The organism is Rhodobacter sp. (genome assembly GCA_020637515.1).
GTDB lineage: Bacteria > Pseudomonadota > Alphaproteobacteria > Rhodobacterales > Rhodobacteraceae > Pararhodobacter.
In genome coordinates, this window is the sequence record JACKKG010000001.1 from 3,012,082 (window position 1) to 3,034,745 (window position 22,664).

Genomic DNA, 22,664 nt, shown 5'->3' on the forward strand with positions numbered 1-22,664 from the left:
CGTCTCGCGCCCCCGAGGCAAAGCCGCAACCTTGCGTCACTCGCCGAGGATTTCCTTGAGCCGCGCTTCTTCCTCGGGGCTGAGCCCGGCGTCGCGGCTGGCGGCCCTGCGCCGACGCGCCGCGGCCAGGGCGACCCCCAGGGCCAGCAGCAGCAGCACCGGCCCCGCCGCCCACAGGATCAGGTTCGACCCGGTGGCGCGCGGCTCCAGCAGGATATACTCGCCGAACCGGTCCACCATGTATTGAACGGCCTGGTCGTTCGTGTCGCCCGCCAGCAGGCGCTCGCGCACCATCAGCCGGATGTCGCGGGCGATGTCGGCGTTGGAATCGTCAACGCTTTCGTTGCGGCAGACGACGCAGCGCAGCCCCTCGGTGATGACCCGCGCCCGCGCTTCCAGCGCCGGATCGGACAACATCTCGTCAGGCTGCACGGCCAGCGCCGGGACCGACCAGACCAGCGCCAGGATCAGCAGCAGGACCCGCATCGCCCTCACTCCGCCGGGGTGGCCAGCGGCGCGGCGGCGCGACGCGCCCCCGCCGCCATGCGATACCGCCGGTCGCTGAGCGAAACCACGCCCCCCAGCGCCATGATGAGCACGCCCAGCCACAGGCAACTGGCGAAGGGCTTGACATAGGTTCTCAGCGCCCAGCCGCCCCCGTCCTGCGGATCGCCCAGCGCGATATAGATGTCGCGGGTCAGCGCATAGTCGATCGCGGCCTCGGTCGTGGGCATGCCGGCGGCGGGATAGACCCGCTTTTCGGGCGCCAGCTCGGCCACCAACTGGCCGTCGCGCTCGATCGTCACATGACCCATCGAGGAAATGTAGTTCGGCCCCTGCACGCGCTCGACCCCGGTCAGGGTGACGGTGTAGCCGTCATGCACGAAGCTTTCGCCGATCTGCGCGACGCGGATATCCTCGGTCGACCAGCCCAGCACCGCCGAGACGGCAAAGATCGTGACCCCCAGCCCGGCATGGGCCAGCGCCTTGCCCCAGTCCGCGCGCGGCAGCCGGGTGATGCGCGCCAGGCGCGCGCCGATCCCCTGCCGGCCGCTGCGCTGCCAAAGGTCCGCCAGCGCCCCGATCACCAGCCAGGTCCCCAGCGCCACGCCCACCGGCGCCAGCACCGAGCGGCCCGTTTGCACCGTGAACGCCAGCGCCCCCAGCGCCACCGCCAGCACCGCGACACCCCACATCGCGCGCAGCGCCCGGCCCAGGTTGCCGCGTTTCCACGGGATGACCGCGCCCACCGGCAGCACCACGGCCAACGCCACCATGAAGGGCGTAAAGGCCGCGTCGAAGAAGGGCGCGCCCACCGACAGCACGCGGCCAAAGGCCAGTTCGCTGACCAGCGGCCACATCGTGCCGGTGAACACCACCAACGCGGCCACGGCAAGCAGCACGTTGTTCAGCACCAGCGCCGATTCGCGGCTGACCAGGGCGAAGACGCCCTTGGCCTCGAGCGCGGCACCGCGCAGCGCGAAGAGCGTCAGTGCGCCGCCGACGAAGACGGCGAAAATCAACAGGATGAACACACCGCGTTCGGGGTCCGAGGCAAACGCATGGACCGAGGTGATGACGCCCGATCGCACGATGAACGTGCCCATCAGCGAAAAGCCGAATCCCAGGATCGACAACAGGATGGTCCAGGCCTTCAGCGTCTCGCGCTTTTCCACCACGATCGCGGAATGCAGCAGCGCGGTGGCGAACAGCCAGGGCATGAAGCTGGCGTTCTCGACCGGGTCCCAGAACCAGAACCCGCCCCAGCCCAACTCGTAATAGGCCCACCACGATCCCAGCCCGATGCCGATGGTCAAAAAGATCCAGGCGGCCAGCGTCCAGGGGCGCACCCAGCGGCCCCAGGCGGCATCGACCTTGCCCTCGATCAGGGCGGCGACGGCAAAACTGAACGCCATGCTCAGCCCGACATAGCCCAGATACAGGAACGGCGGGTGGAACGCGAGGCCCGGGTCCTGCAACAGCGGGTTCAGGTCATGCCCGTCGAAGGGCGCCATGTCCGTGCGCAGGAACGGGTTCGAAGTGAAGATCATGAACGCCATGAAGGCCGCCCCGATCGAGGCCTGCACCCCCAGCACCCGCGCTTGCAGGCTGGCCGGAAGATTGCCCCCGAACCAGGCCGCGCAGGCCCCGAACAGCGACAGGATCAGCACCCACAGCAAAAGCGAGCCCTCGTGATTCCCCCAGACGCCGGAAATCTTGTAGAGCAGCGGTTTCAGCGAATGCGAGTTGTTGATCACCAGCAGGACCGAAAAGTCCGAGGTCACGAACGCATAAGTGAGCGCGCCGAAGCTCAGCGCGATCAGCACGAATTGCAGGCCGGCCATGGGATTGGCGGCGGCCATCCAGTCGGCCCAGCCCCGGTGCGCGCCGTAGAGCGGCACGACGGTTTGCAGGATCGACAGGCCAAAGGCCAGGATGAGGGCGAAATGTCCGAGTTCTACGATCATGCCCGTTGCTATACCGCGCCCCGCCCGCCCCGCAAAGCACGAAGCCGTCACAAACCTGCGACAGGGTGCCCCGGGGGCCGCCCTAGGTCAGGACGCGCGCCATGCCCCTGGCGAACGCATCCGACGCCAGCCAGTCATGCAGCGCCTCGAACGCCTGGCGGGCCAGCTTTTCGCGCAGGTCCGCGTCCGCCAGAAGCCGGCGCACCACAGCCTCGAAATCGGACAGGTCCCAGGCCACCGGCGCATAGGTTTCCCAGGGGATGAAGATGTCGGGTGTGGTTTCGACATGGGCCATGTCGGGCTTGACCAGCACCGCGCCGGCCAGCACCGATTCATAGTCGCGCCAGCAGACCTCGCCATAGCCGAAGGGCGAAAAGGCCAGTTTCGAGCGCGCCATCTCGGCCATGAATCGCGGCAGCGGCAACCCTTCGCCCTGCGGCACGGCCAGATCGGACAGGGGCGCAAGCGCGGCCTCGGCCTCGGCGCGCATGGCCTGATACCAGGGCGTGCCCTTGACGGCGAATCGCGCGTGCAGGTCCAGCGGGCGCGGCCCCTGCGGGCGGTGGCCCAGCAGGCCGGGCAAGAGGTTGGGCGCGGTCGCAAAGGACGCGCCCAGCACCACCTTGTCCAGGAATCCCGGGGGGATGGCAAAGCACTGCTCGGGCGCGGTGATGCCGAATCGGCGGTTGTAGTGATCCGTCAGATTGGTGTCGCCGCGCGTCGGGCGGCCATAGGCCGAACGATCGCGCAGCAGGTTCTTCTTGACGTAGAGATCGACGAACGGGTCCATCCGCGCGGCGTTGCGCAGATCGGTCGGCGCGAACCAGTCGAAACAGACCAGCCGCGCGCCCGGGTTCCAGTCGCGCAGGCGCTCGATCAGCCGGTGCAGGTCGGCATCGGGCAGGTCGAACGGCGTCTGAAAGCCGACGACGTCCGCGCCCGTGGCCACCGGCCGCGCGCCGCGCAGCACGGAACCGAGGTCCGCCTCGCGCACCTCGGCGCCGTAGAGGCGGCGCAGGTCTTCGGCGTAGTGATGGAAGGGGAAGATCTGGCTTTGCGGGATGCGCTCGGGCTGGGTGACCAGCAGAAGCTTGCAATCGGCACCGGAAAAGCGCCGGCTCAGGGCGCGGCCGCGCAGTCCCTCGGCCCGGCGCCTGCGGGCAAACAGGCGCAGGCGATTGCCGACAGCATCAAGCCCCGCGATGGACATCGGTCACGACTCTCTCTCCTTTCGGCGCGGCCCGGCGCAGGCGGGCCTCCAGCGCCATGAGACGCCGGGCTTCCTGTGCAGACATGCCCTCGACGAACGCGTGATGCAACCTGTAGATGTCCGCCGGGCCCCGCCGCAGGGGCGACGCCTGGGTCGCCGCGCGCACCCCTTGCAGCGCGCCGCCGGGACCGGCCATCGCGGCGACCCGCAAGGTGTCCAGGATGTTGGCCAGCCGGTGCGCGCGCAGCCGGGGCAGCGGCTGGTTGCGGAACCCCTCGGCAAAGGGGATGTCGGCATAGGCGGGAAAGGCGCGGGCGATGGCGTCGTCGTGCAGCCGCTGGTCGCAGGTGACCGACCAGGGCAAGGACAGGCCCAGGGCGACGAAATCAGGGTCCAGATAGGGGCTGTCCACCATCGCCGCGCCCCCCAGCACGGCGGTGCCGGTAAAGGCGATCTCGCGCCGCGTTCGGTGCCAGAACCAGAAGGCCTGATAGGGATCCGGCCAGTCCGCATAGGCGCGGATCTCGCGCGCCATGCGGTCCGTCGCGGCCTCGTCCAGATCGGGGGAATAGAGCGGCCCGGCGCAGCCGCTGTGACCGTGCCGGTTGTTGACCCGTGCGTGCCCGTCCATCAGCGCGCGCGCGATGCCTTCGAAATCGTCGCGCCCGGCGCGCTCCATGAAACCGGCCGCGTCGTCGTCGGGATTGGTCAGGATGTCGCCACCGATCCCGTCCAGCGCGGCATAGGCGCTGCCGGTCAGGAAATCATGCGTCGGCATCATCTGCGCGTGTTCGTCCGCGCAAAGCTGGGTCATCAGCAGCCCGCGCAGGCTGTCGCGCAACCGAAAGCGCGGGGCGCCCATCACGCGGTGGGTGACGCCGGTGCGGGCCGCGACGGCGCGGGCGGCCTGAACCTCGGCGTTGAGGACGTGGCCGCCGTGGTGAAAGGTCAGCGCGGTGTCGGGCAACCGCCCCTGGTGGGCCATCTCCAGCAAGATGTGCCGCGAATCCCGCCCGCCCGACAGCGGCAGCGCGATCGGGCCGTCCCAGCTGTCCAGAAAGCGGCGGATCGCCGCGCGCGGCAGCTCGATGAAGCCCTCGACCGCGGCCTCGCGGCTGATGTCCAGCGTGCGCGGGGCGGGGGTGTGGTCCTCGACCGTGGCGTGACCCGCGCGCCAGGTCAGGCGCCCGCCCGGGGGCAGCACGCGGATATGGCGAAACGGGGTGTCGTTGCCGACGAGATTGCCGAACCGGTGAAAGACCGCCAGCGCCACGGGGTCGGGCGCGGGATCGGCGCCCGCCGCCAGCAATTGCAGGATCGAAGGCGACACCCCCACCTGCGCGCCCTTGATGTAGACGAACAGCTGGAGGAACCCCAGCGGATCGACCCCGGCGGTCAGCGTCTCGCCGTCCCAGGACCATTCCCCCCAGGCGCCGCGCGGGCGCAGGTCCCCCGGCACCCGGCGCCGGTGGCCGACGAACCCCTGCGCAACGCCGCTCAGCCCCCCCTGCCCGTCGATGAACAGATAGGGCGTCGCGTCGCCATCCGCGATCCAGGGCCGCGATTCGAGCGCCGGCTCGCCCAGACCGGCGCCGCCGGCCGCCGAGGTTCCGATGTCTTTCACTGCCACTGTCCCCGCTCTGTGGTTGCGGCCTTCGTGCCCCGGGCCGGCTTTCGCAAAGGGTAGCCGCGCCCCCGGCCACGGGCAAGCCGCTCAATCATGGAAGCCGCCGAAATGCCCGCCGTGAAAGACCAGCGGGGCGCCCTTGCGGTGCCGGACGGCCAGCACCCGGCCTACGACGATGGCGTGATCGCCGCCCTGGTGGACCGCCTCGCGGGCGCATTCGAACACCGCCAGGCAGCCGGGCAGCACCGGCACGCCCTGCGCCGAGAACGCCACCCCGGGCAGGTCGAAACCCTGCGCATGACGGGAGAAATGCGCCGCCAGGTCGCGCTGCGCGGCGGCCAGCACGTGAACGGCGAAATGCGGCGCCGCGACCAGATCGTCAAAGCGCCGCGACGCGCGCGCGGGCGACCACAGCACCAGCGGCGGGTCCAGTGACACCGAGGCGAAACTGTTCGCCGTGATCCCCAGGGGGCCCTGCGCGCCCGGGGCGGTGACCACCGTCACGCCGGTCGCAAAGGCGCCCAGCGCGTCGCGAAAGGCGCGGCTGTTGGCGGCGTCGGGAACAAAGTCGGCGGGTTCGGTCGGTTCGGTCATGCCACGCGCGCGTTGAAGGGTCACTCGGGCCGTCCTTAGCCCGATTTCGGCCCCGGCTACCAGCGAAAGCCGGCCATTTTGCGGCGCGCGGCGCGATTGCGGCGGGCTGTTGCGGGCGGCTCGACAAGGCCGCGGGAAAGCACTAGCGTCGCGGTTTTTCCGACCGGAGCGCGCATGTCTCGCAAGATCATCATCGATACCGATCCAGGTCAGGACGACGCCGTGGCGATCCTGCTGGCGCTGGCCTCGCCCGAGCTGGAGGTGCTGGGACTCACCTGCGTGGCCGGGAACGTGCCGCTGGCGCTGACCCAGACCAACGCGCGCAAGGTCTGCGAACTGGCCGGGCGGCGCGACATCAAGGTCCATGCCGGCTGCGACCGGCCGCTGACCCGCCGGCTGATCACCGCCGAACATGTGCACGGCAAGACCGGGCTGGACGGGATCGACCTGCCGGCGCCGACGATGCCCTTGCAACCGCAACACGCAGTCGATTTCCTGATCGACACGCTGCGCGCCGAAGCCCCCGGCAGCGTCACGCTGGTGCCGATCGGCCCGCTGACCAACATCGCCATGGCGATGCGCAAGGCCCCCGACATCGTCGCGCGCATCGGCGAAATCGTCCTGATGGGCGGCGCCTATTTCGAGGTCGGCAACATCACCCCCGCGGCCGAGTTCAACATCCACGTGGACCCGGAAGCGGCGGCGATCGTGTTCTCCTCGGGCTGTCCGCTGGTGGTGATGCCGCTCGATGTGACGCACAAGGCGCTGACCACCCGCCCCCGGATCGAGGCCTTCCGTGCGCTGGGTTCGATCGGCCGGGTCGTCGCCAGCTGGACGGATTTCTTCGAGCGTTTCGACATGGAGAAATACGGCAGCGAGGGCGCGCCGCTGCACGACCCCTGCACGATCGCCTATCTGCTGGAGCCTGCATTGTTCACCGGGCGCCGGATCAATGTGGAGATCGAGACCGGCAGCGCGCTGACGCTGGGCATGACCGTCGCCGACTGGTGGCGGGTGAGCGGCCGGGCGCCGAACGCGCTGTTCATGGGCGATATCGATGCCGAGGGGTTCTATGCCTTGCTGACCGAGCGGCTGGGGCGGCTCTAGGCGGCGGGGGGCTGCCGCCCCCCGCCCCCCCCCGCTTCAAGGGGGGCACGCCCCCCTTGAAAATCCCCGTGCGTATTTCAGACAAGATGATGGGGCCCGGCGCCGCTTTTCCGGGCGCGCGTGGTTATTTTCGGTCTTCTCGTTTTTTATCAGTTGATAAAATTTGGAACCGTGGCACTCTGGGGAAAAACACCAGCCAACCCGGAGGTAGCCCGTGGCCCATTCCCCGCAGACCGGCGGCATCGTCGCCGCGCGTCTGGACAGCGCCGAGATCGCGGCGCATTTCGACGATCTCTACCCGATGCTGGACGATCACGAGGCGCGCGTCGCCGCCGATCGCTGCTATTTCTGCCATGACGCGCCCTGCATCACCGCCTGTCCGACGGACATCGACATTCCGCTGTTCATCCGCCAGATCCAGGCCGGGATGCCCGATGCGGCGGCGCGCACCATCCTGGCGCAGAACATCCTGGGCGGCATGTGTGCCCGGGTCTGCCCCACCGAAACGCTGTGCGAAAGCGTCTGTGTGCGCGAGGTGGCCGAGGGGGCGCCGGTCGAGATCGGCCGCTTGCAGCGGTATGCGACGGACGGTTTGCTGCTGGCGAACGACCATCCCTTTGTCCGGGCACCCGAAACCGGCAAGCGGGTGGCGGTGGTCGGCGCGGGTCCGGCGGGTCTGGCCTGCGCGCATCGTCTGGCGATGCTGGGGCACCAGGTGGTGCTGCATGACGCGCGCGCAAAGCCCGGCGGGCTCAACGAATACGGGATTGCGGCCTACAAGGCGGCGAACGGCATCGCGCAGGCCGAGGTGGACTGGCTGCTGCGCATCGGCGGGATCGAGGTCAGGACCGGCTCGGCCCTGGGCGAGGCGGTGACGCTGGAGGCGCTGATCGCCGGGCATGACGCGGTGTTCCTGGGCCTGGGCCTGGCCGGCGTGAACGCGCTGCGCATTCCGGGCGAGGATCTGCCCGGGGTGCGCGACGCGGTCGATTTCATCGCCGAACTGCGGCAGAGCGAGGACCTGTCCACCCTGCCCATCGGGCGCCACGTGGTGGTCATAGGCGGCGGCATGACCGCGATCGACGCCGCGGTTCAGTCGCGGCTGCTGGGCGCCGAGCACGTGAGCCTGGTCTACCGGCGCGACCGCGGCGCGATGGCGGCCTCGGACTATGAGATCAGCCATGCCGCGACCGAGGGCGTCACCGTCCTGACCAACGCGATGCCGGTCGCCGTGCTGGGCACCGGCGCGGTCGAGGCGGTCGAATTCGCCTATACCCGGTCGGGCCCCGGGGGGCTGGAAACGACCGGCGAGACCTTCACGCTCAAGGCCGACCAGGTCTTCAAGGCGATCGGCCAGACGTTGCGCGGTCAACCCGGTTCGATCGACATCCGGGGCGGCAAGATCGTCATCGACGACGCGGGCCGCACCTCGGTTGCGGGGGTCTGGGCTGGCGGCGATTGTGCCACCGGGGGCGAGGACCTGACGGTCACCGCCGTCGCTCAGGGCCGCGACGCGGCGATGAGCATTCATGCGACCTTGACGGGGGCCGCGGGCTGACCCCGCGCGATGGAGCTGAACACATGGCAAATCTGACTTCCACTTTCGTCGGCATCACCTCGCCCAACCCGTTCTGGCTGGCCTCGGCCCCGCCCACGGACAAGGAATACAACGTCCGCCGCGCCTTTCAGGCCGGTTGGGGCGGCGTGGTCTGGAAAACGCTGGGCGAGGCCGGGCCGCCCGTCGTCAACGTGAACGGGCCGCGCTATGGCGCGATCTGGGGCGCCGACCGGCGGCTTCTGGGTTTGAACAACATCGAGCTCATCACCGACCGCCCGCTCGAGGTGAACCTGCGCGAGATGAAGGCGGTCAAGCGCGACTACCCGGACCGCGCGCTGATCGCCTCGCTCATGGTGCCCTGCGTCGAGGAGGCGTGGAAGGCGATCCTGCCGCTGGTCGAGGACACCGGCGCCGACGGGATCGAGCTGAACTGCGGCTGCCCGCACGGCATGTCCGAGCGCGGAATGGGCGCGGCCGTCGGCCAGAACCCGGACCTGATCGAACGGATCACGCGCTGGTGCAAGCAGACCACCCGGATGCCGGTGATCGTCAAGCTGACGCCGAACATCACCGATGTCCGCCTGCCCGCGCGCGCGGCGCTGGCGGGGGGCGCGGATGCGGTCAGCCTGATCAACACCATCAACTCGATCACCTCGGTCGATCTGGACGATTTCGCGCCCGAGCCGACCATCGACGGCAAGGGCACGCACGGCGGCTATTGCGGCCCGGCGGTCAAGCCGATCGCGCTGAACATGGTGGCCGAGATCGCCCGCGACCCGGCCACCGCCCACCTGCCGATCAGCGGTATCGGCGGGGTCACCACCTGGCGCGACGCGGCCGAGTTCCTGTCGCTGGGCGCCGGTAACGTCCAGGTCTGCACGGCGGCCATGACCTATGGTTTCGGCATCATCAAGGAACTGACAGCCGGCCTGTCGCTGTGGATGGACCGCAAGGGGTTCACCGCGGTCGAACAGATCACCGGGCGCGCAGTGCCGAATGTCACCGACTGGCAGCGGCTGAACCTGAACTACGTCACCAAGGCCCGGATCGACCCCGACGCCTGCATCGGCTGCGGGCGCTGTTATGCGGCCTGCGAGGACACCTCGCACCAGGCGATCTGGCAAAAGCCGGACCGCGTGTTCGAGGTGAACGACGCCGAATGCGTCGCCTGCAACCTGTGCGTCAATGTCTGCCCGGTCGAACGCTGCATTACGATGGAGCGGCTCGCCCCCGGGGTCGAGGACGCGCGCACCGGCCGAACGGTCGAGGCCACGCCCGCCGACTGGACCACCCACCCCAACAACCCGATGGCCCGCGCGGCCGAATGACAGGGTTTCCTGACGGGCGGCCGCGGCCGCCCGGCGTGACTGGACCGGCGCGTCGCTCCCTGCGCGCCGGTCTTTTTCAGCGCCGGACATGGCCTGCCGCGGCCACGCGACCGCCGGGCGCGTAGCAGATCAGCAGCGAATCCCAATCGACGCCGAACCCGCCGCACATGCCCAGCATCACCTGATCGCAATCGGCGTGGCGGGTGCCGCGCAGGATTTGCGGGCCCCGGGCATCGGGCGCGCCCAGCAGCGCGCGCACGCCGTCCCGGTCCAGGCCGCCCGGCGACAGGTGGCGGTCGATCAGGTCCGCGACCATCGGCCCCCGCGGGCAGGCGGCGCGGCGCAGGGCGCAGTCGGGGTCGCTTTCCCCGCCGCAGTGCCAGACCGCTTGCCAGCGCCCGGGATCGAAGGCCACCCCCCGAAAGGGCGCCACGGCGACCGCATAGGCCAGCGCCGCGTAGGCGCCACCGGCCAGCACGACCGCCAGGCCCAGCGCAGTGCCGAGCCAATAGGCGAGGGTCCAGATCCGGGTCATGCGCGGTCCTGTCCGGGATGGCCGCGACCGCCCAGCAGCCCCAGCACATCCGCCGCGCGGCGCACGTCGAAGCGTTTGATCAGCCGGCCGCGCACGTCGTCCACGGTGCGCACGCTCAGTCCCAGACGCGCCGCGATTTCCTTGCTGGTCAGGCGCCGGTTCATCAGTTCCAGAACCTGCCGCTCGCGCTTGGACAGGCTGACCGGCCCACCATCGTGAATGCGCGCAAAGCTCATGACGATGCGGTCCAGCGGGGCCTCGGGGACCAGGGTGCTGGCGCGAAAGCGGCACCACAGCGAATGCCCCGCGCGGTGACGCACCAGCCGCTCGTCGGTGTATTCGCCGGTTTCGCGCAGCGGCGTCAGGCCAATGTCGCGAATGCCCTCGAATTCCTCGTCCGAGCCATAGAAGATGCGGAACGACTGCCCCACCAGCTCCTCGATCCGGTAGCCCAGAAGCCGCGCGAAGGTCTGGTTGCAACTGCGGATCATCCGCCGTTCGGTCATGACCAGCGCGATCGGGGCGCCGTGAAAGGCCATCAGCGCAAGGTCGCGGGCGGATTCGGGTGATTCGGGGCTCATGCCGTAATAATACGGTCTTGATACCGTATTTGTCTCGGGCCAAGGTGCGGGGATGGACCACAGAACCGCCCTTTCCGACCGCCGCGCCGCCGCGCTTTCCGCCGCCCTCTCGGACCGGCGCGAGGATCTGATCGCGCTGACGCAGGACCTGATCCGCATCCCCACACTCAACCCCCCCGGCGAGAATTACCGCGAAATCTGCGATTACCTCGACCGGCGGCTCAGGGGCTCGGGGTTCCAGACGCAGATGATTCGCGCCCACGGCACGCCCGGCGACTGCGAGGCCTATCCGCGCTGGAACGTCGTCGCCCGCCGCGAGGGGACAGGTCCCGGCGACTGCGTGCATTTCACCAGCCATATCGACGTGGTCGAGGTCGGCGCGGGCTGGACGGTGGACCCGTTCGGTGGGCTGTTGCGCGACGGCAAGATCTATGGCCGGGGATCGTGCGACATGAAGGGCGGGCTCGCGGCCTCGATCATCGCCGCCGAGGCCTTCATGGCGACCTTTCCCGATTTCGCCGGCGCGATCGAGATTTCGGGCACCGCCGACGAGGAATCGGGCGGTTATGGCGGCGTGGCCTATCTGGCGGAACAGGGGTTCTTCTCGCCGCAGAGGGTGCAGCACGTCATCATCCCCGAGCCCCTGCAAAAGGACCGCGTGTGCCTGGGCCATCGCGGCGGCTGGTGGGCCGAGATCGAAACCTTTGGCGAGATCGCCCACGGCTCGATGCCGTTTCTGGGCGATTGCGCGGTGCGCCACATGGGCGCGGTTCTGAGCACGTTCGAGGAAAAGCTGTTCCCCGCCATGGCCGCGCGGCGCACCGACATGCCCGTGGTGCCCGAGGGGGCGCGCTCTTCGACGATGAACATCAATTCGATCCATGGCGGCCAGCCCGAACAGGCACCCGGATCGACCGCGCTGCCGTCGCATTGCGTGCCCGACAGTTGCCGCATCGTGGTGGACCGCCGCTATCTGGTCGAGGAATCGCTGGACGGCGTGCGCGACGAAATCATCGGCCTGCTTGAGGGGCTGAAGCGCGACCGCCCGCGTTTCGACTATGCGGTGCGCGAGCTGAACCACGTGGTGCCGACGATGACCGACCGCGACGCGCCGGTCGCGCGCACCGTCGCCGAGGCGATCCATGCGGTGATGGGCAAGGAGGCCGAATTCGTGGCCTCGCCCGGCAGCTACGACCAGAAGCACATCGACCGGATCGGCAAACTGAAGAACTGCGTGGCCTATGGCCCCGGTTTGCTGGAGCTGGCGCATAAACCCGATGAATATGTCGGCGTTGACGATATGATGGACAGCGCGGCGGTCATGGCGCGCAGCCTGACGGCGCTTCTGTTGCCTGAGACGGAATAACAGGGAGAAAAGAGTATGAGCAAACTGACAACATTCCTGCTGGCGGGGTCCACGGCGCTGTTCGCGACGGCGGCCTTTGCCCAGCACCCGCACCTGAACGTGGCGATGCAGCTCGAGCCGCCGAACCTGGACCCGACGGCGGGGGCCGCGCAGGCCATCGATTCGGTGGTCTATTCGAACATCTTCGAGGGGCTGACCCGGTTCATGTCCGACGGCTCGGTCGTGCCGGGCCTGGCGGAAAGCTGGGACATTTCCGACGACGGGCTGGTCTATACCTTTCACCTGCATTCGGGTGTGACCTTCCACGACGGCACGACGATGGACGCCGAGGATGTCAAGTTCTCGCTGGACCGCGCCCGCGCCGACGACAGCACCAACGCGCAGAAGGGCCTCTTTGCCTCGATCGCGGATGTGTCGGTGATCGACCCCTTGACGGTGCGCATCACGCTGAGCGCGCCGAACGGATCGCTGCTGTTCAACCTGGCCTGGGGTGACGCGGTGATCGTCGCGCCCGAAAGCATCGGCGAGGCCGCGACGCACCCGGTCGGAACCGGCGCGTTCATGTTCCAGGACTGGGTGCAGGGCGATCACATCGACATCACCCGCAACCCCAACTACTGGGGCACGCCGGCGACGCTCGAATCCGCGACCTTCCGCTTCATCGCGGACCCGACGGCGGCCTTTGCCGCGCTGATGGCCGAGGACGTCGATGTCTTCGTCGGCTACCCCGCGCCCGAAAACCTGCCGCAATTCGAGGCCGACCCCCGCTTCCAGGTGCTGGTGGGCAACACCGAGGGCGAAACCATCCTGGCGATGAACAACGGCCGCGAGCCGTTCAACAACCGCCTGGTGCGCGAGGCCGTGGCCCACGCGATCGACCGCCAGGCGATCATCGACGGTGCCATGTATGGCATGGGCACGCCGATCGGCACGCATTTCGCGCCCCACAACCCCGACTATGTGGACCTGACCGCGCTGTCGAACTATGATCCCGAACGCTCGCGCCAGTTGCTGGCCGAGGCCGGCTATCCCGACGGGTTCACCACCGTGATGACCCTGCCCCCGCCCTCGTATGCGCGGCGCGGCGGCGAGATCATCGCCGCGCAACTGCGCGCGGTGGGCATCCAGACGGAAATCCAGAACCAGGAATGGGCGCAGTGGCTGGAAACCACCTTCCGCGGCCACGACTTCGGTCTGACCATCGTCAGCCACACGGAACCGATGGACATCGGCATCTATGCGAACCCGGATTACTATTTCCAGTATGACAACCCCGAGTTCCAGGCCCTGATGGCCACGCTGAACCAGACGACCGACCCGGCCGAACGCACCGCGTTGCTGCAACACGCCCAGCGCATCATCGCCGAGGATTACGTCAACGCCTATCTCTTTGAACTGGCGGTGCCGACCGTGGCGCGTGCCGGAATCGAGGGGCTGTGGCGCAACCAGCCGACCGCCGCCATCGACCTGACCGCCGTTTCCTGGCCGTAACCGCGACCCCGGGACGCCCGGCCCGCGCGGGCCCGGGCGTCCCACCCGTGCCGGCCGCCGCGCCGGATGTTGCCTTGATGGGAGTCGCCTTGCGATGATCCGTTACACGATCGGTCGCGTGACCTCGCTTTTCCTCAGCCTCGTCGTCGCCTCGATGGTGATCTTCGCCGTGGTCGAGGTCGTGCCGGGCGATCCCGCCGCCTACATGCTGGGGGTCAACGCCCGCCCCGACACGATCGCCGCGCTGCGCACCGAGCTGGGGCTCGACATGTCGCCGCCCGAACGCTACCTGAGCTGGACTTCGGGGATGCTGCGGGGCGATTTCGGCACCTCGTATACCTATCGCACCCCGGTCACGCGGATGATCCTGGACCGCATCGTGGTCTCGCTGCCGCTGGCCATCCTGGCGCTGGCGCTGACCGTGGCGATCGCCTTTCCCGCCGGCATCTACGCCGCCAGCCGCCGCGGAAAGCTGGGCGACATGGGCGTCATGGGCGCGACGCAACTGGGCGTCGCCGTGCCGAATTTCTGGTTCGCGATGATCCTGGTGCTGATCTTTGCCGTCAAGCTGCGCTGGGTCTCGGCCGGTGGGTTCCCGGGCTGGGGCAACGGCGTCTTGCCGGGGCTGAAGGCGCTGATCCTGCCCGCCATCGCGCTGGCGCTGCCGCAGGCGGCGATCCTGGCGCGGGTCATGCGCTCGTCGTTGCTGGACATGCTGGGCGAAGATTTCATCCGCACCGCCCGCGCCAAGGGGTTGACCCGCCGCCAGGCGCTTTGGCGCCACGCCGTGCGCAACGCGCTGATCCCGGTGCTGACCATCATCGGGCTGCAATTCTCGTTCCTGCTGGCGGGGGGGATCGTGATCGAGCAGATCTTCTTCCTGCCCGGGCTGGGGCGGCTGATCTTTCAGGCGATCTCGGCGCGTGACCTGATCGTGGTGGAAAGCGTGGTCATGCTGCTGGTGGCGCTGGTCATCATCGTCAATTTCGCCGTCGATCTGGCCTATGCGGCCGTCGATCCGCGCCTGAGGGTCCGCGCATGAGACTGCCCCGCAGCCTGATCCTGGGCGCCCTGCTGACCGCGCTGTTCCTGGGCGGCGCGCTCTTGTCCTTTCTGTGGACACCCTACGACATCGAACTGCTGTCGATCCCCAGCCGCCTGCAACCGCCCGGCGCCGCGCATTGGCTGGGCACCGACCAGTTGGGCCGCGACATCCTGTCGATGATCATGATGGGCGCGCGCACCTCGATCGCGGTGGCACTGTTGGCGGTCGGCATCGGCATGGGGCTGGGCATCCCGCTGGGCCTGACGGCGGCGGCGCGGCGCGGCTCGCTGCTGGACGAGGTGATCATGCGCGGCAACGACCTGATCTTCGCCTTTCCCAGCCTGGTGATCGCGATCCTCATCACCGCCGTCTTTGGCGCCGGAGCGATGAACGCGATCATCGCCATCGGCATCTTCAACATCCCGGTCTTTGCCCGCCTGACGCGCGGTGCGGCGCTCAGCTACTGGTCGCGGGACTTCATCCTGGCGGCGCGGGTGGCGGGAAAATCGCCGGCGCGGATCTCGGTCGAACATATCCTGCCCAACATCGCCAATCTGATGATCGTGCAGGGCACCATCCAGTTCTCGCTGGGCATCCTGGCCGAGGCCGCGCTCAGCTACATCGGCCTGGGCGCGCAGCCGCCCACCGCCAGCTGGGGCCGGATGCTGGCCGATGCGCAGACGCTGGCCAGCATTGCGCCCCATGTGGCGCTGGTGCCCGGGCTGGCCATCGTGCTGATGGTGTTGGGGCTGAACCTGATGGGCGACGGTCTGCGCGACCTGCTCGACCCGCGCATCCGGGTGGACCGCACATGAGCCTGCTCAGCATTCGCGACCTGTCGCTGTCGATCGGCCAGTTCGACATCCTGCACGACGTCTCGCTGGACGTGGCCCCCGGCGAGATCGTCGCCATCACCGGCGAGAGCGGCTCGGGCAAGTCGATGACGGCGCTGGCCACCATGGGCCTGCTGCCCGGCGCCGCGCGCACGCGCGGGCAAATCGCGCTGGACGGGCGCAATCTTCTGGACCTGACCGAGGCGCAGATGTGCGCGGTCCGTGGCGCACGCATCGGCATGGTGTTCCAGGAGCCCATGACCGCGCTGAACCCGGTGCGCACGATCGGCGACCAGGTGGCCGAGACGATCCTCCAGCACGAGCGCGTCTCGCGCGCCGAAGCCCTGGCGCGCGCGCGCGCCATGCTGAACCGGGTCGGCCTGCCCGAAGACCGCTTTCCCCTGTCGCGCTATCCGCACGAACTGTCGGGCGGCCAGCGCCAGCGGGTGGTGATCGCCATGGCCATCGCCCTGCGCCCGGCGCTGCTGATCGCGGACGAACCGACGACGGCGCTGGACGTGACCACGCAGGCGCGCATTCTCGACCTGCTGAAGGGGCTGACGCAGGACTTTGGCATGGGGCTGATGATGATCACCCATGACCTTGCGGTGGTCGCCGGCATGGCCGACCGCATCGTCGTCATGCAAAACGGCCGGGTGGTCGAGACGGGTGAAACCCGGCACCTGTTCCGGCACATGCAGCACCCCTATACGCGGGCGCTGTTCGCGGCCTCGGCGCATCGCGTCGATCTGCCCCCGGCCCCGCCGCCCGCGCCGCTGCTGGTGGTGCGCGACGTGGTGCGCAGCTATGCCCGCCCGCGCCGCGCGCTGTTCGGTCCCCGCCCCGTGACCCGCGCCGTCGATGGCGTCAGCTTCACGCTGAACCGCGGCGAACGGCTGGGGCTGGTGGGGGAATCCGGCTGCGGCAAGTCCACGCTGACGCGGGCGCTGCTGGGGCTGGAACCCGTGCAGGAGGGCGAGATCCTGCTCGATGGTGCGCCGGTCTGGGCGGGGACCCACCCCAATCTGGCGGTGCGGCGCAAGATGCAGGTGGTGTTTCAGGACCCCTACGGCAGTTTCAACCCGCGTCACCGGGTGCGCCGGCTGGTCACCGAGCCCTTTCACCTGCTGGCCGATCCCCCCCGGGGCCCCGCGCGCGAGGCCCGGATCGCCGACGCCCTGACCGCCGTGGGCCTGAAGCCCGCCGATGCCGACCGCTTCATCCACGAATTCTCGGGCGGTCAGCGCCAGCGCATTGCCATCGCCCGCGCGCTGATCAACGACCCGGCGCTGATCGTCTTCGACGAGGCCGTGTCGGCGCTCGATGTGTCGGTTCGGGCGCAGTGCCTGGACCTGCTGGCCGACCTGTGCCGCGCGCGGCCGCTCAGCTACCTGTTCATCAGCCATGACCTGAGCGTGGTGCGCACGATCACCGACCGGGTGATGGTCATGCAGGCGGGCCGGATCGTCGAACAGGGCCCGACCGAGCAGGTCTTCAACGACCCGCAACACCCCTATACGCGCTCGCTTCTGGCGGCCGCGCCCAGGCTTCCCGACCTCAACAAGAAGACCGCCGATGCCCCTTGAGAGTTTTGCCGTGCCCGCCGCCAGCCATCTGATCGGCGGCACCTGGATCGCCGGACGCGACACGCTGGCGCTGACCGATCCCTCGACCGCCGAGACCCTGACCACCCTCGCCCGGGGCCGCGAGCCCGAGGTGGACGCCGCCGTCGCCGCGGCCCATGCGGCGCGCGCGGGCGCCTGGGGCCGGATGACCGCGCTGGAACGCGGCCGCATCCTGACCCGGCTGGGGCAACTGGTGCTGAGCCGGGTGGACGACCTGGCGCGGCTCGAGGCCCGCGATGTCGGCAAACCCCTGACCCAGGCGCGCGCCGATGCCGTCGCGCTGGTGCGCTACATGGAATTCTATGGCGGCGCCGCCGACAAGATCACCGGCGAGACGATCCCCTATCTGGACGGCTATACCGTCTACACGCTGCGCGAACCGCATGGCGTGACCGGGCATATCATCCCCTGGAACTATCCGATGCAGATCATCGGCCGGTCGGTCGGCGCGGCATTGGCGATGGGCAACGCCTGCGTGCTGAAACCGGCCGAGGAAGCCTGCCTGACCGCGCTGGCCTTTGCCGCGCTGGCGCTCGAGGCGGGCCTGCCGGCCGGGGCGCTCAACGTCGTGACCGGCCTGGGGGCCGAGGCCGGCGCGGCGCTGGCGGGCCACCCGGGCATTCAGCATGTCTCGTTCACCGGCTCTGTCGGGGTCGGCGCGCTGATCCAGGCGGCGGCGGCGCGGAACGTGGTGCCGGTCACGCTGGAACTGGGGGGCAAGTCGCCGCAACTGGTGTTCGACGACGCCGATCTGGACCGCGCCCTGCCCTTTCTGGTCAACGCCGGCATCCAGAACGCGGGGCAGACCTGCTCGGCCTCGTCGCGTATCCTGGTGCAGCGCGGCATCTATGACGAGGTGCGCGCGCGCATGGCGCAGGAATACGGCAAGCTGACCGTGGGGCCGGCGCTGAGCGATCCGCGGGTCGGTCCGCTGATCTCGGCCCGGCAAAAGGGCATCGTGCAGGGCTACCTGACGCAAGGCGCCGACCTGGCCATCGCCGCCGAAGGCGTCCTGACGCCCGAGGCCGGCAACGCCGGTCACTACGTCCGCCCGACCCTGTTCGCCGAGGTGCCCTCGGACCACGTCCTGGCGCAGCAGGAGATTTTCGGCCCCGTGCAGGTGCTGATCCCCTTCGAGGACGAGGCCGACGCGCTCAGGATCGCCAACGGCACCGACTACGGGCTGGTGGCCTCGGTCTGGACGGCCGACGGCGGCCGGCAGTTCCGACTGGCCCGGGCGCTGCACGCGGGGCAGGTCTTCGTCAACAATTACGGCGCGGGGGGCGGGGTCGAGCTGCCCTTCGGCGGGGTCGGAAAATCCGGCCACGGACGCGAAAAGGGCTTCGAGGCGCTCTACGGCTTTTCGCAGCTCAAGACAGTGGCAACCTGGCACGGGTGAGAACATGAGACTGAAGGACAAGATCGCGATCGTCACCGGCGCGGGGTCGGGCTTTGGCGCGGGCATTGCGCGCAAATTCGCCGCCGAGGGCGCGCGCGTCGTGGTCGCCGACATCAACGCCGACGCCGCCCGGGCCGTCGCGCGCGAGATCGGCGGCACCGCGGCCACCTGCAACGTCGCCGACCGCGCGCAGGTCGAAGCCCTGCGCGACACGGCGCTGGCGCTGGGGCCGGTGGACATTCTGGTCAACAATGCCGGCGTCACCCATCTGCCCGCCGCGACCGAGGACGTCTCCGAGGCCGATTTCGACCGCATCGTCGCCGTCAACATGAAGGCGGTGTTCCACACCACGCAGGTTTTCGTGCCCGGGTTCAAGGCGCGGCGCACGGGGGCAATCCTGAACATCGCCTCGACCGCCGGGGTTTCGCCGCGCCCGCGGCTGAGCTGGTATAACGCCTCGAAGGGTTGGCTCATCACCGCGACCCGCTCGCTGGCGGTGGAACTGGCACCCTCGGGCGTGCGGGTGAACGCGCTCAATCCGGTGGCGGGCGAGACCCCGCTGTTGAAATCCTTCATGGGCGAGGACACGCCCGAGGTGCGCGCCAAATTCCTGTCCACGATCCCGCTGGGCCGGTTTTCGACCCCTGAGGACATGGGCAACGCCGCCTGTTTCCTGTGCTCGGACGAGGCGTCGATGATCACGGGCGTCGCCATGGAGGTTGACGGTGGCCGCTGCATATAGGCCCGGCCCGCGCAACGCGATCACCGACGTCGCCGGGCTGCGCGTCGGCAATGCGCAGGACGCGGCGCTGAAATCGGGCGTCACGGTGCTGACCGCCGACGCCCCCTTTACCGCCGGCGTGCAGGTCATGGGCGGCGCCCCCGGCACCCGCGAGACCGACCTGCTGGCGCCCGACAAATCCGTCGCCGCAGTGGATGCGCTGGTGCTGTCGGGGGGCTCGGCCTATGGGCTCGATGCGTGTTCGGGGGTGATGGACGGGCTCAGGGCGCAGGGGCGCGGCCTGCGGCTGGGCGGGGCGCTGATCCCGCTGGTGCCCGGCGCGATCCTGTTCGACCTGCTGAACGGCGGCGCCAAGGACTGGGCCGAAAACCCCTATCGCGCGCTGGGCCGCGCGGCGCTGGCGGCGGCGGGGCCCGATTTCGCGCAGGGCAGCGCCGGGGCCGGCACCGGCGCGCTGGCCGCGAATGAAAAGGGTGGGCTCGGCTCGGCCTCGCTGGTGATCGGCGGCGGCGTCACGGTGGGGGCGCTGGTCGCCGCCAACCCGGTCGGCAGCGTCACCACACCGAATGGCCATTTCTGGGCCGCGCCCTTCGAGATCGGCGACGAATTCGGCGCGCGGGGCGTGGACCCCGCGGCGGGGCTCTGCGCGCCGCTCGAATCGGCCAAGGCGCGCGCGCTGTTCGGCCGCACCCCGGCCGAGCGCGCCAACACCACCATTGCCATTGTCGCCACCGACCGCGCGCTGACCAAGGCCCAATGCCACCGGCTGGCGGTGGCGGCGCATGACGGCATCGCCCGCGCGATCGTGCCCGCCCATACCCCGGGCGACGGCGATCTGGTCTTTGCCCTGACCACAGGCGCCGGCGCACCCGCCAGCGACGGCGAACTGGCCGAGATCGGCCACGCCGCCGCGCTGTGCCTGTCGCGCGCCATCGCCCGCGCCGTCTACGCGGCCACACCCGCGCCCGGCGATCTTCTGCCCTGCACCCGGAGCCCGTGATGCCGGATCTGCCCCTCGCCGATGTGTCCCTGCACTATGAGATCGACGGCCACGGCCCGCCGCTGATGCTGATCGCGGGCACCGCGTCGGACAGCGCCAGCTGGGCCCCGCTGGTCGAACCGCTGGCCCGGCGCTTTACCGTGATCCGCCCCGACAACCGCAGCACCGGGCGCACCAGGCCCCTGGACGCGCCCCTGTCGCTGGCCCATTGGGCCGGCGACGCGGTCGCGCTGGCGCGGCATCTGGATCGCGGCCCGGTGGCCGTGGCCGGGCATTCGCTGGGGGGCATGATCGCCATGCAGATGGCCGCACAGGCGCCCGAGACGGTGTCGAAACTGGTGCTGCTGGCCAGCGCGCCGGTGGACCAGCCGCGCAATGGCGCCCTGTTCGACCTGATGCTGCGCCTCAGGGCGCCGGGAATGGCGCCCGACCTGTGGCTGCGCGCCTTTCTGCCCTGGCTATTCCACCCGCGCTTTTTCGCGGTGCCGGGACAGCTCGAGGCTGCGATTGCCCAGTCGCTGGCCTATCCCCATGCCCAGGGCGCGGACGCCATGGCGGCGCAGGTCGCGGCGCTTCACGCGGCACGGCCGGCCGATCTGGTGGCGCGCCTGCGGTGTCCGACGCTGGCGCTGCTGGCCGACCAGGACCTTCTGATCCCGCCCGAGGCCGCGCGCCGGGCGCTGGCCGGGGTGCCCGACCTGCGGGTCGAGACCATCGCCGACAGCGGGCATTCGGTGCATTGGGACGCGCCCGACTCGGTTCTGGCCGCGCTCGTCCCGTTTCTGAGTGGAGCTGACGCATGACAACCGATTGCCTGGGCAACCCGATCACCGATACGGACCCCGCGCTGGTCCGTGGCATCGACGATTTCATCGAAGGGTTCCTGGCCTATCAGACCCGCGCCGTGACAATCCTCGAGCGGATCGAGAGCCACCCGGACTCGTGCCTGGGCAATGCCTATGCCGGGTTTCTCTACATGTTCCTTGAATCGCCGCAGGCCCCGGCGCTGGCCCGCCCCTTTGCCGAACGGGCGCTGGCTGGCGCCGGCTTGCCGCGCGAACGGGCCAACGCCCAGGTGCTGGCCGCCTGGGTCGCGGGCGACATCCCGCGCGCGATCCGGCTTGCCGAGGAGGCGGTGCGGCAATGGCCCGGGGACCTCGCGCTGCTCAAGCTGGGGCAATACCACCTGTTCAACCTGGGCGACGCCGCCGGGATGCTGCGCATGGCGCTGCACGCGCTGCCACAAGGACAGGATGCGCCCTGGCTGCACGGCATGATCGCCTTCGGCTATGAGCAATGCCACCTGCTGGACCAGGCCGAAGCCGCCGCCCGCCGCGCGTTGCAGATCGTCCCGTCTGACCCCTGGGCCCATCACGCGCTGGCCCATGTCATGCTGACCCAGGGCCGCGTGGACGAAGGCATCGCCTTTCTCGAATCCGTCTCGGGGTCGTGGCAGGGGCTCAACTCGTTCATGGTGACGCACAACTGGTGGCACCTGGCGCTGTTCTATCTGAGCCGCGACCGGGGGGCCGATGTGCTGGCGCTCTATGACACCCGGATCTGGGGTCTGGAAAAGGACTATTCGCAAGATCAGGTCGGCGCCGTGTCGCTGCTGGCGCGCCTGGAGTTCGCCGGCGTCGATGTCGGCGTTCGCTGGCACGATGTCGCCGAACATGTCGCGCGGCGCGGCGCGGACACCACCGCGCCCTTCCTGACCCTGCAATACCTCTATGCGCTGGAACGTGCCCGCCGCCCCGAGGCCGCCCGGCTGATGCAGGCGATCGCCGCGCGGGCCGAGGCCCCGTCCCATGACCGGACCGCCTGGGCCGAGGTCGCCCTGCCCGCCGCGCAGGGCATCGCCGCCCATGCGCGGGGGGACAGCGCCCTGGCCGCGCGCCTGCTGGGGCGCGCCCTGCCCCGGATGCGCGAAATCGGCGGTTCGCACGCGCAGCGCGATTTCTTCGAGCAGATCCACCTCGACGCGCTGATCCGCGCCGGGGACTGGTCGGCCGCGCAACAGGTGCTGGAACTGCGCCGCGTGCACGACCCCGACGGCATCCCCCTGAACCGCCAACTCGCGCAGGTCTATGACGCCGCCGGCCTGCCGGCCGAGGCCGCCCGGGCCCGCGCGCGCCTGCCCGCCTGACCCGGGACC

Annotated in this window: 20 protein-coding genes; 13 read left to right on the forward strand and 7 right to left on the reverse strand. The window is 69.7% G+C overall.

Annotated features, from left to right (window positions below):
- Positions 1 to 36: 36 nt before the first annotated feature.
- The 5 genes from H6900_14675 to H6900_14695 all read right to left on the reverse strand — a co-directional run bounded on the left by H6900_14675 (position 37) and on the right by H6900_14695 (position 5,899).
- Positions 37 to 486: a cytochrome c-type biogenesis protein CcmH gene (locus H6900_14675; protein ID MCC0074526.1), complete on the reverse strand. Its 450-nt coding sequence runs from the start codon at positions 484 to 486 to the stop codon at positions 37 to 39.
- Positions 487 to 491: 5 nt separating this feature from the next.
- Complete coding sequence (locus H6900_14680; GenBank protein ID MCC0074527.1) at positions 492 to 2,468, reverse strand: heme lyase CcmF/NrfE family subunit; 1,977 nt, start codon at positions 2,466 to 2,468, stop codon at positions 492 to 494.
- An 82-nt stretch (positions 2,469 to 2,550) separates the two neighbouring features.
- A complete protein-coding gene (locus H6900_14685) occupies positions 2,551 to 3,678 on the reverse strand; it encodes a glycosyltransferase family 1 protein (GenBank protein ID MCC0074528.1) in 1,128 nt (375 codons plus the stop codon).
- The gene (locus H6900_14690) at positions 3,659 to 5,302 is read right to left on the reverse strand and encodes a hypothetical protein (protein ID MCC0074529.1); all 1,644 of its coding nucleotides are present in this window, start codon (positions 5,300 to 5,302) and stop codon (positions 3,659 to 3,661) included. Before H6900_14690 ends, H6900_14685 begins: the two co-directional genes overlap by 20 nt.
- Before the next feature lie 90 nt (positions 5,303 to 5,392).
- Positions 5,393 to 5,899, reverse strand: a complete 507-nt coding sequence (locus H6900_14695; protein ID MCC0074530.1) for a flavin reductase family protein — start codon at positions 5,897 to 5,899, stop codon at positions 5,393 to 5,395.
- 174 nt (positions 5,900 to 6,073) lie between these two features.
- Between H6900_14695 and H6900_14700 the strand changes: the two genes are divergently transcribed.
- The 3 genes from H6900_14700 (at position 6,074) to preA (ending at position 9,892) form a co-directional block, all read left to right on the forward strand.
- On the forward strand, positions 6,074 to 7,006 hold the full coding sequence (locus H6900_14700; protein MCC0074531.1) for a nucleoside hydrolase: 933 nt from the start codon (positions 6,074 to 6,076) through the stop codon (positions 7,004 to 7,006).
- Positions 7,007 to 7,220: 214 nt separating this feature from the next.
- Positions 7,221 to 8,564: an NAD(P)-dependent oxidoreductase gene (locus H6900_14705; protein ID MCC0074532.1), complete on the forward strand. Its 1,344-nt coding sequence runs from the start codon at positions 7,221 to 7,223 to the stop codon at positions 8,562 to 8,564.
- A gap of 23 nt (positions 8,565 to 8,587) precedes the next feature.
- A complete protein-coding gene (gene preA, locus H6900_14710; protein ID MCC0074533.1) occupies positions 8,588 to 9,892 on the forward strand; it encodes an NAD-dependent dihydropyrimidine dehydrogenase subunit PreA in 1,305 nt (434 codons plus the stop codon).
- Positions 9,893 to 9,968: 76 nt separating this feature from the next.
- Here preA and H6900_14715 read toward each other — a convergent pair whose 3' ends face one another.
- Complete coding sequence (locus H6900_14715; protein MCC0074534.1) at positions 9,969 to 10,427, reverse strand: hypothetical protein; 459 nt, start codon at positions 10,425 to 10,427, stop codon at positions 9,969 to 9,971.
- Positions 10,424 to 11,008 (reverse strand): PAS and helix-turn-helix domain-containing protein, encoded by a 585-nt coding sequence (locus H6900_14720; protein MCC0074535.1) that lies wholly within the window; start codon positions 11,006 to 11,008, stop codon positions 10,424 to 10,426. The genes H6900_14715 and H6900_14720 overlap by 4 nt, the downstream gene beginning before the upstream one ends.
- Before the next feature lie 52 nt (positions 11,009 to 11,060).
- Between H6900_14720 and H6900_14725 the strand changes: the two genes are divergently transcribed.
- The 10 genes from H6900_14725 to H6900_14770 all read left to right on the forward strand — a co-directional run bounded on the left by H6900_14725 (position 11,061) and on the right by H6900_14770 (position 22,655).
- The gene (locus H6900_14725; GenBank protein MCC0074536.1) at positions 11,061 to 12,374 is read left to right on the forward strand and encodes an acetylornithine deacetylase/succinyl-diaminopimelate desuccinylase family protein; all 1,314 of its coding nucleotides are present in this window, start codon (positions 11,061 to 11,063) and stop codon (positions 12,372 to 12,374) included.
- 15 nt (positions 12,375 to 12,389) lie between these two features.
- Entirely contained in the window at positions 12,390 to 13,865 is a 1,476-nt protein-coding gene (locus H6900_14730) for an ABC transporter substrate-binding protein (GenBank protein ID MCC0074537.1), read from the forward strand.
- Positions 13,866 to 13,959: 94 nt separating this feature from the next.
- On the forward strand, positions 13,960 to 14,907 hold the full coding sequence (locus tag H6900_14735) for an ABC transporter permease (GenBank protein ID MCC0074538.1): 948 nt from the start codon (positions 13,960 to 13,962) through the stop codon (positions 14,905 to 14,907).
- 2 nt (positions 14,908 to 14,909) lie between these two features.
- On the forward strand, positions 14,910 to 15,725 hold the full coding sequence (locus tag H6900_14740) for an ABC transporter permease (GenBank protein MCC0074539.1): 816 nt from the start codon (positions 14,910 to 14,912) through the stop codon (positions 15,723 to 15,725).
- Positions 15,722 to 17,329, forward strand: a complete 1,608-nt coding sequence (locus H6900_14745) for an ABC transporter ATP-binding protein (GenBank protein MCC0074540.1) — start codon at positions 15,722 to 15,724, stop codon at positions 17,327 to 17,329. The genes H6900_14740 and H6900_14745 overlap by 4 nt, the downstream gene beginning before the upstream one ends.
- The gene (locus H6900_14750; GenBank protein ID MCC0074541.1) at positions 17,319 to 18,767 is read left to right on the forward strand and encodes an aldehyde dehydrogenase family protein; all 1,449 of its coding nucleotides are present in this window, start codon (positions 17,319 to 17,321) and stop codon (positions 18,765 to 18,767) included. Before H6900_14745 ends, H6900_14750 begins: the two co-directional genes overlap by 11 nt.
- A 4-nt stretch (positions 18,768 to 18,771) precedes the next feature.
- Complete coding sequence (locus H6900_14755) at positions 18,772 to 19,509, forward strand: glucose 1-dehydrogenase (protein ID MCC0074542.1); 738 nt, start codon at positions 18,772 to 18,774, stop codon at positions 19,507 to 19,509.
- Positions 19,493 to 20,509 (forward strand): P1 family peptidase, encoded by a 1,017-nt coding sequence (locus tag H6900_14760; protein MCC0074543.1) that lies wholly within the window; start codon positions 19,493 to 19,495, stop codon positions 20,507 to 20,509. Before H6900_14755 ends, H6900_14760 begins: the two co-directional genes overlap by 17 nt.
- Positions 20,509 to 21,312, forward strand: coding sequence for an alpha/beta fold hydrolase (locus H6900_14765; protein ID MCC0074544.1), 804 nt, complete (start codon positions 20,509 to 20,511; stop codon positions 21,310 to 21,312). The genes H6900_14760 and H6900_14765 overlap by 1 nt, the downstream gene beginning before the upstream one ends.
- Positions 21,309 to 22,655 (forward strand): tetratricopeptide repeat protein, encoded by a 1,347-nt coding sequence (locus tag H6900_14770; protein MCC0074545.1) that lies wholly within the window; start codon positions 21,309 to 21,311, stop codon positions 22,653 to 22,655. Before H6900_14765 ends, H6900_14770 begins: the two co-directional genes overlap by 4 nt.
- The last annotated feature ends 9 nt before the right edge of the window (positions 22,656 to 22,664 follow it).

Excerpts from the sequence above, each read along its gene's own strand:
- H6900_14745 (MCC0074540.1), top strand. The coding sequence starts at position 15,722 with ATGAGCCTGCTCAGCATTCGCGACCTGTCGCTGTCGATCGGCCAGTTC.
- H6900_14735 (MCC0074538.1), top strand. The coding sequence starts at position 13,960 with ATGATCCGTTACACGATCGGTCGCGTGACCTCGCTTTTCCTCAGCCTC.
- H6900_14700 (MCC0074531.1), top strand. The coding sequence starts at position 6,074 with ATGTCTCGCAAGATCATCATCGATACCGATCCAGGTCAGGACGACGCC.
- H6900_14750 (MCC0074541.1), top strand. The coding sequence starts at position 17,319 with ATGCCCCTTGAGAGTTTTGCCGTGCCCGCCGCCAGCCATCTGATCGGC.
- preA (MCC0074533.1), top strand. The coding sequence starts at position 8,588 with ATGGCAAATCTGACTTCCACTTTCGTCGGCATCACCTCGCCCAACCCG.
- H6900_14675 (MCC0074526.1), bottom strand. The coding sequence starts at position 486 with ATGCGGGTCCTGCTGCTGATCCTGGCGCTGGTCTGGTCGGTCCCGGCG.
- H6900_14755 (MCC0074542.1), top strand. The coding sequence starts at position 18,772 with ATGAGACTGAAGGACAAGATCGCGATCGTCACCGGCGCGGGGTCGGGC.
- H6900_14770 (MCC0074545.1), top strand. The coding sequence starts at position 21,309 with ATGACAACCGATTGCCTGGGCAACCCGATCACCGATACGGACCCCGCG.
- H6900_14685 (MCC0074528.1), bottom strand. The coding sequence starts at position 3,678 with ATGTCCATCGCGGGGCTTGATGCTGTCGGCAATCGCCTGCGCCTGTTT.
- H6900_14715 (MCC0074534.1), bottom strand. The coding sequence starts at position 10,427 with ATGACCCGGATCTGGACCCTCGCCTATTGGCTCGGCACTGCGCTGGGC.
- H6900_14695 (MCC0074530.1), bottom strand. The coding sequence starts at position 5,899 with ATGACCGAACCGACCGAACCCGCCGACTTTGTTCCCGACGCCGCCAAC.
- H6900_14765 (MCC0074544.1), top strand. The coding sequence starts at position 20,509 with ATGCCGGATCTGCCCCTCGCCGATGTGTCCCTGCACTATGAGATCGAC.
- H6900_14725 (MCC0074536.1), top strand. The coding sequence starts at position 11,061 with ATGGACCACAGAACCGCCCTTTCCGACCGCCGCGCCGCCGCGCTTTCC.
- H6900_14720 (MCC0074535.1), bottom strand. The coding sequence starts at position 11,008 with ATGAGCCCCGAATCACCCGAATCCGCCCGCGACCTTGCGCTGATGGCC.
- H6900_14680 (MCC0074527.1), bottom strand. The coding sequence starts at position 2,468 with ATGATCGTAGAACTCGGACATTTCGCCCTCATCCTGGCCTTTGGCCTG.
- H6900_14730 (MCC0074537.1), top strand. The coding sequence starts at position 12,390 with ATGAGCAAACTGACAACATTCCTGCTGGCGGGGTCCACGGCGCTGTTC.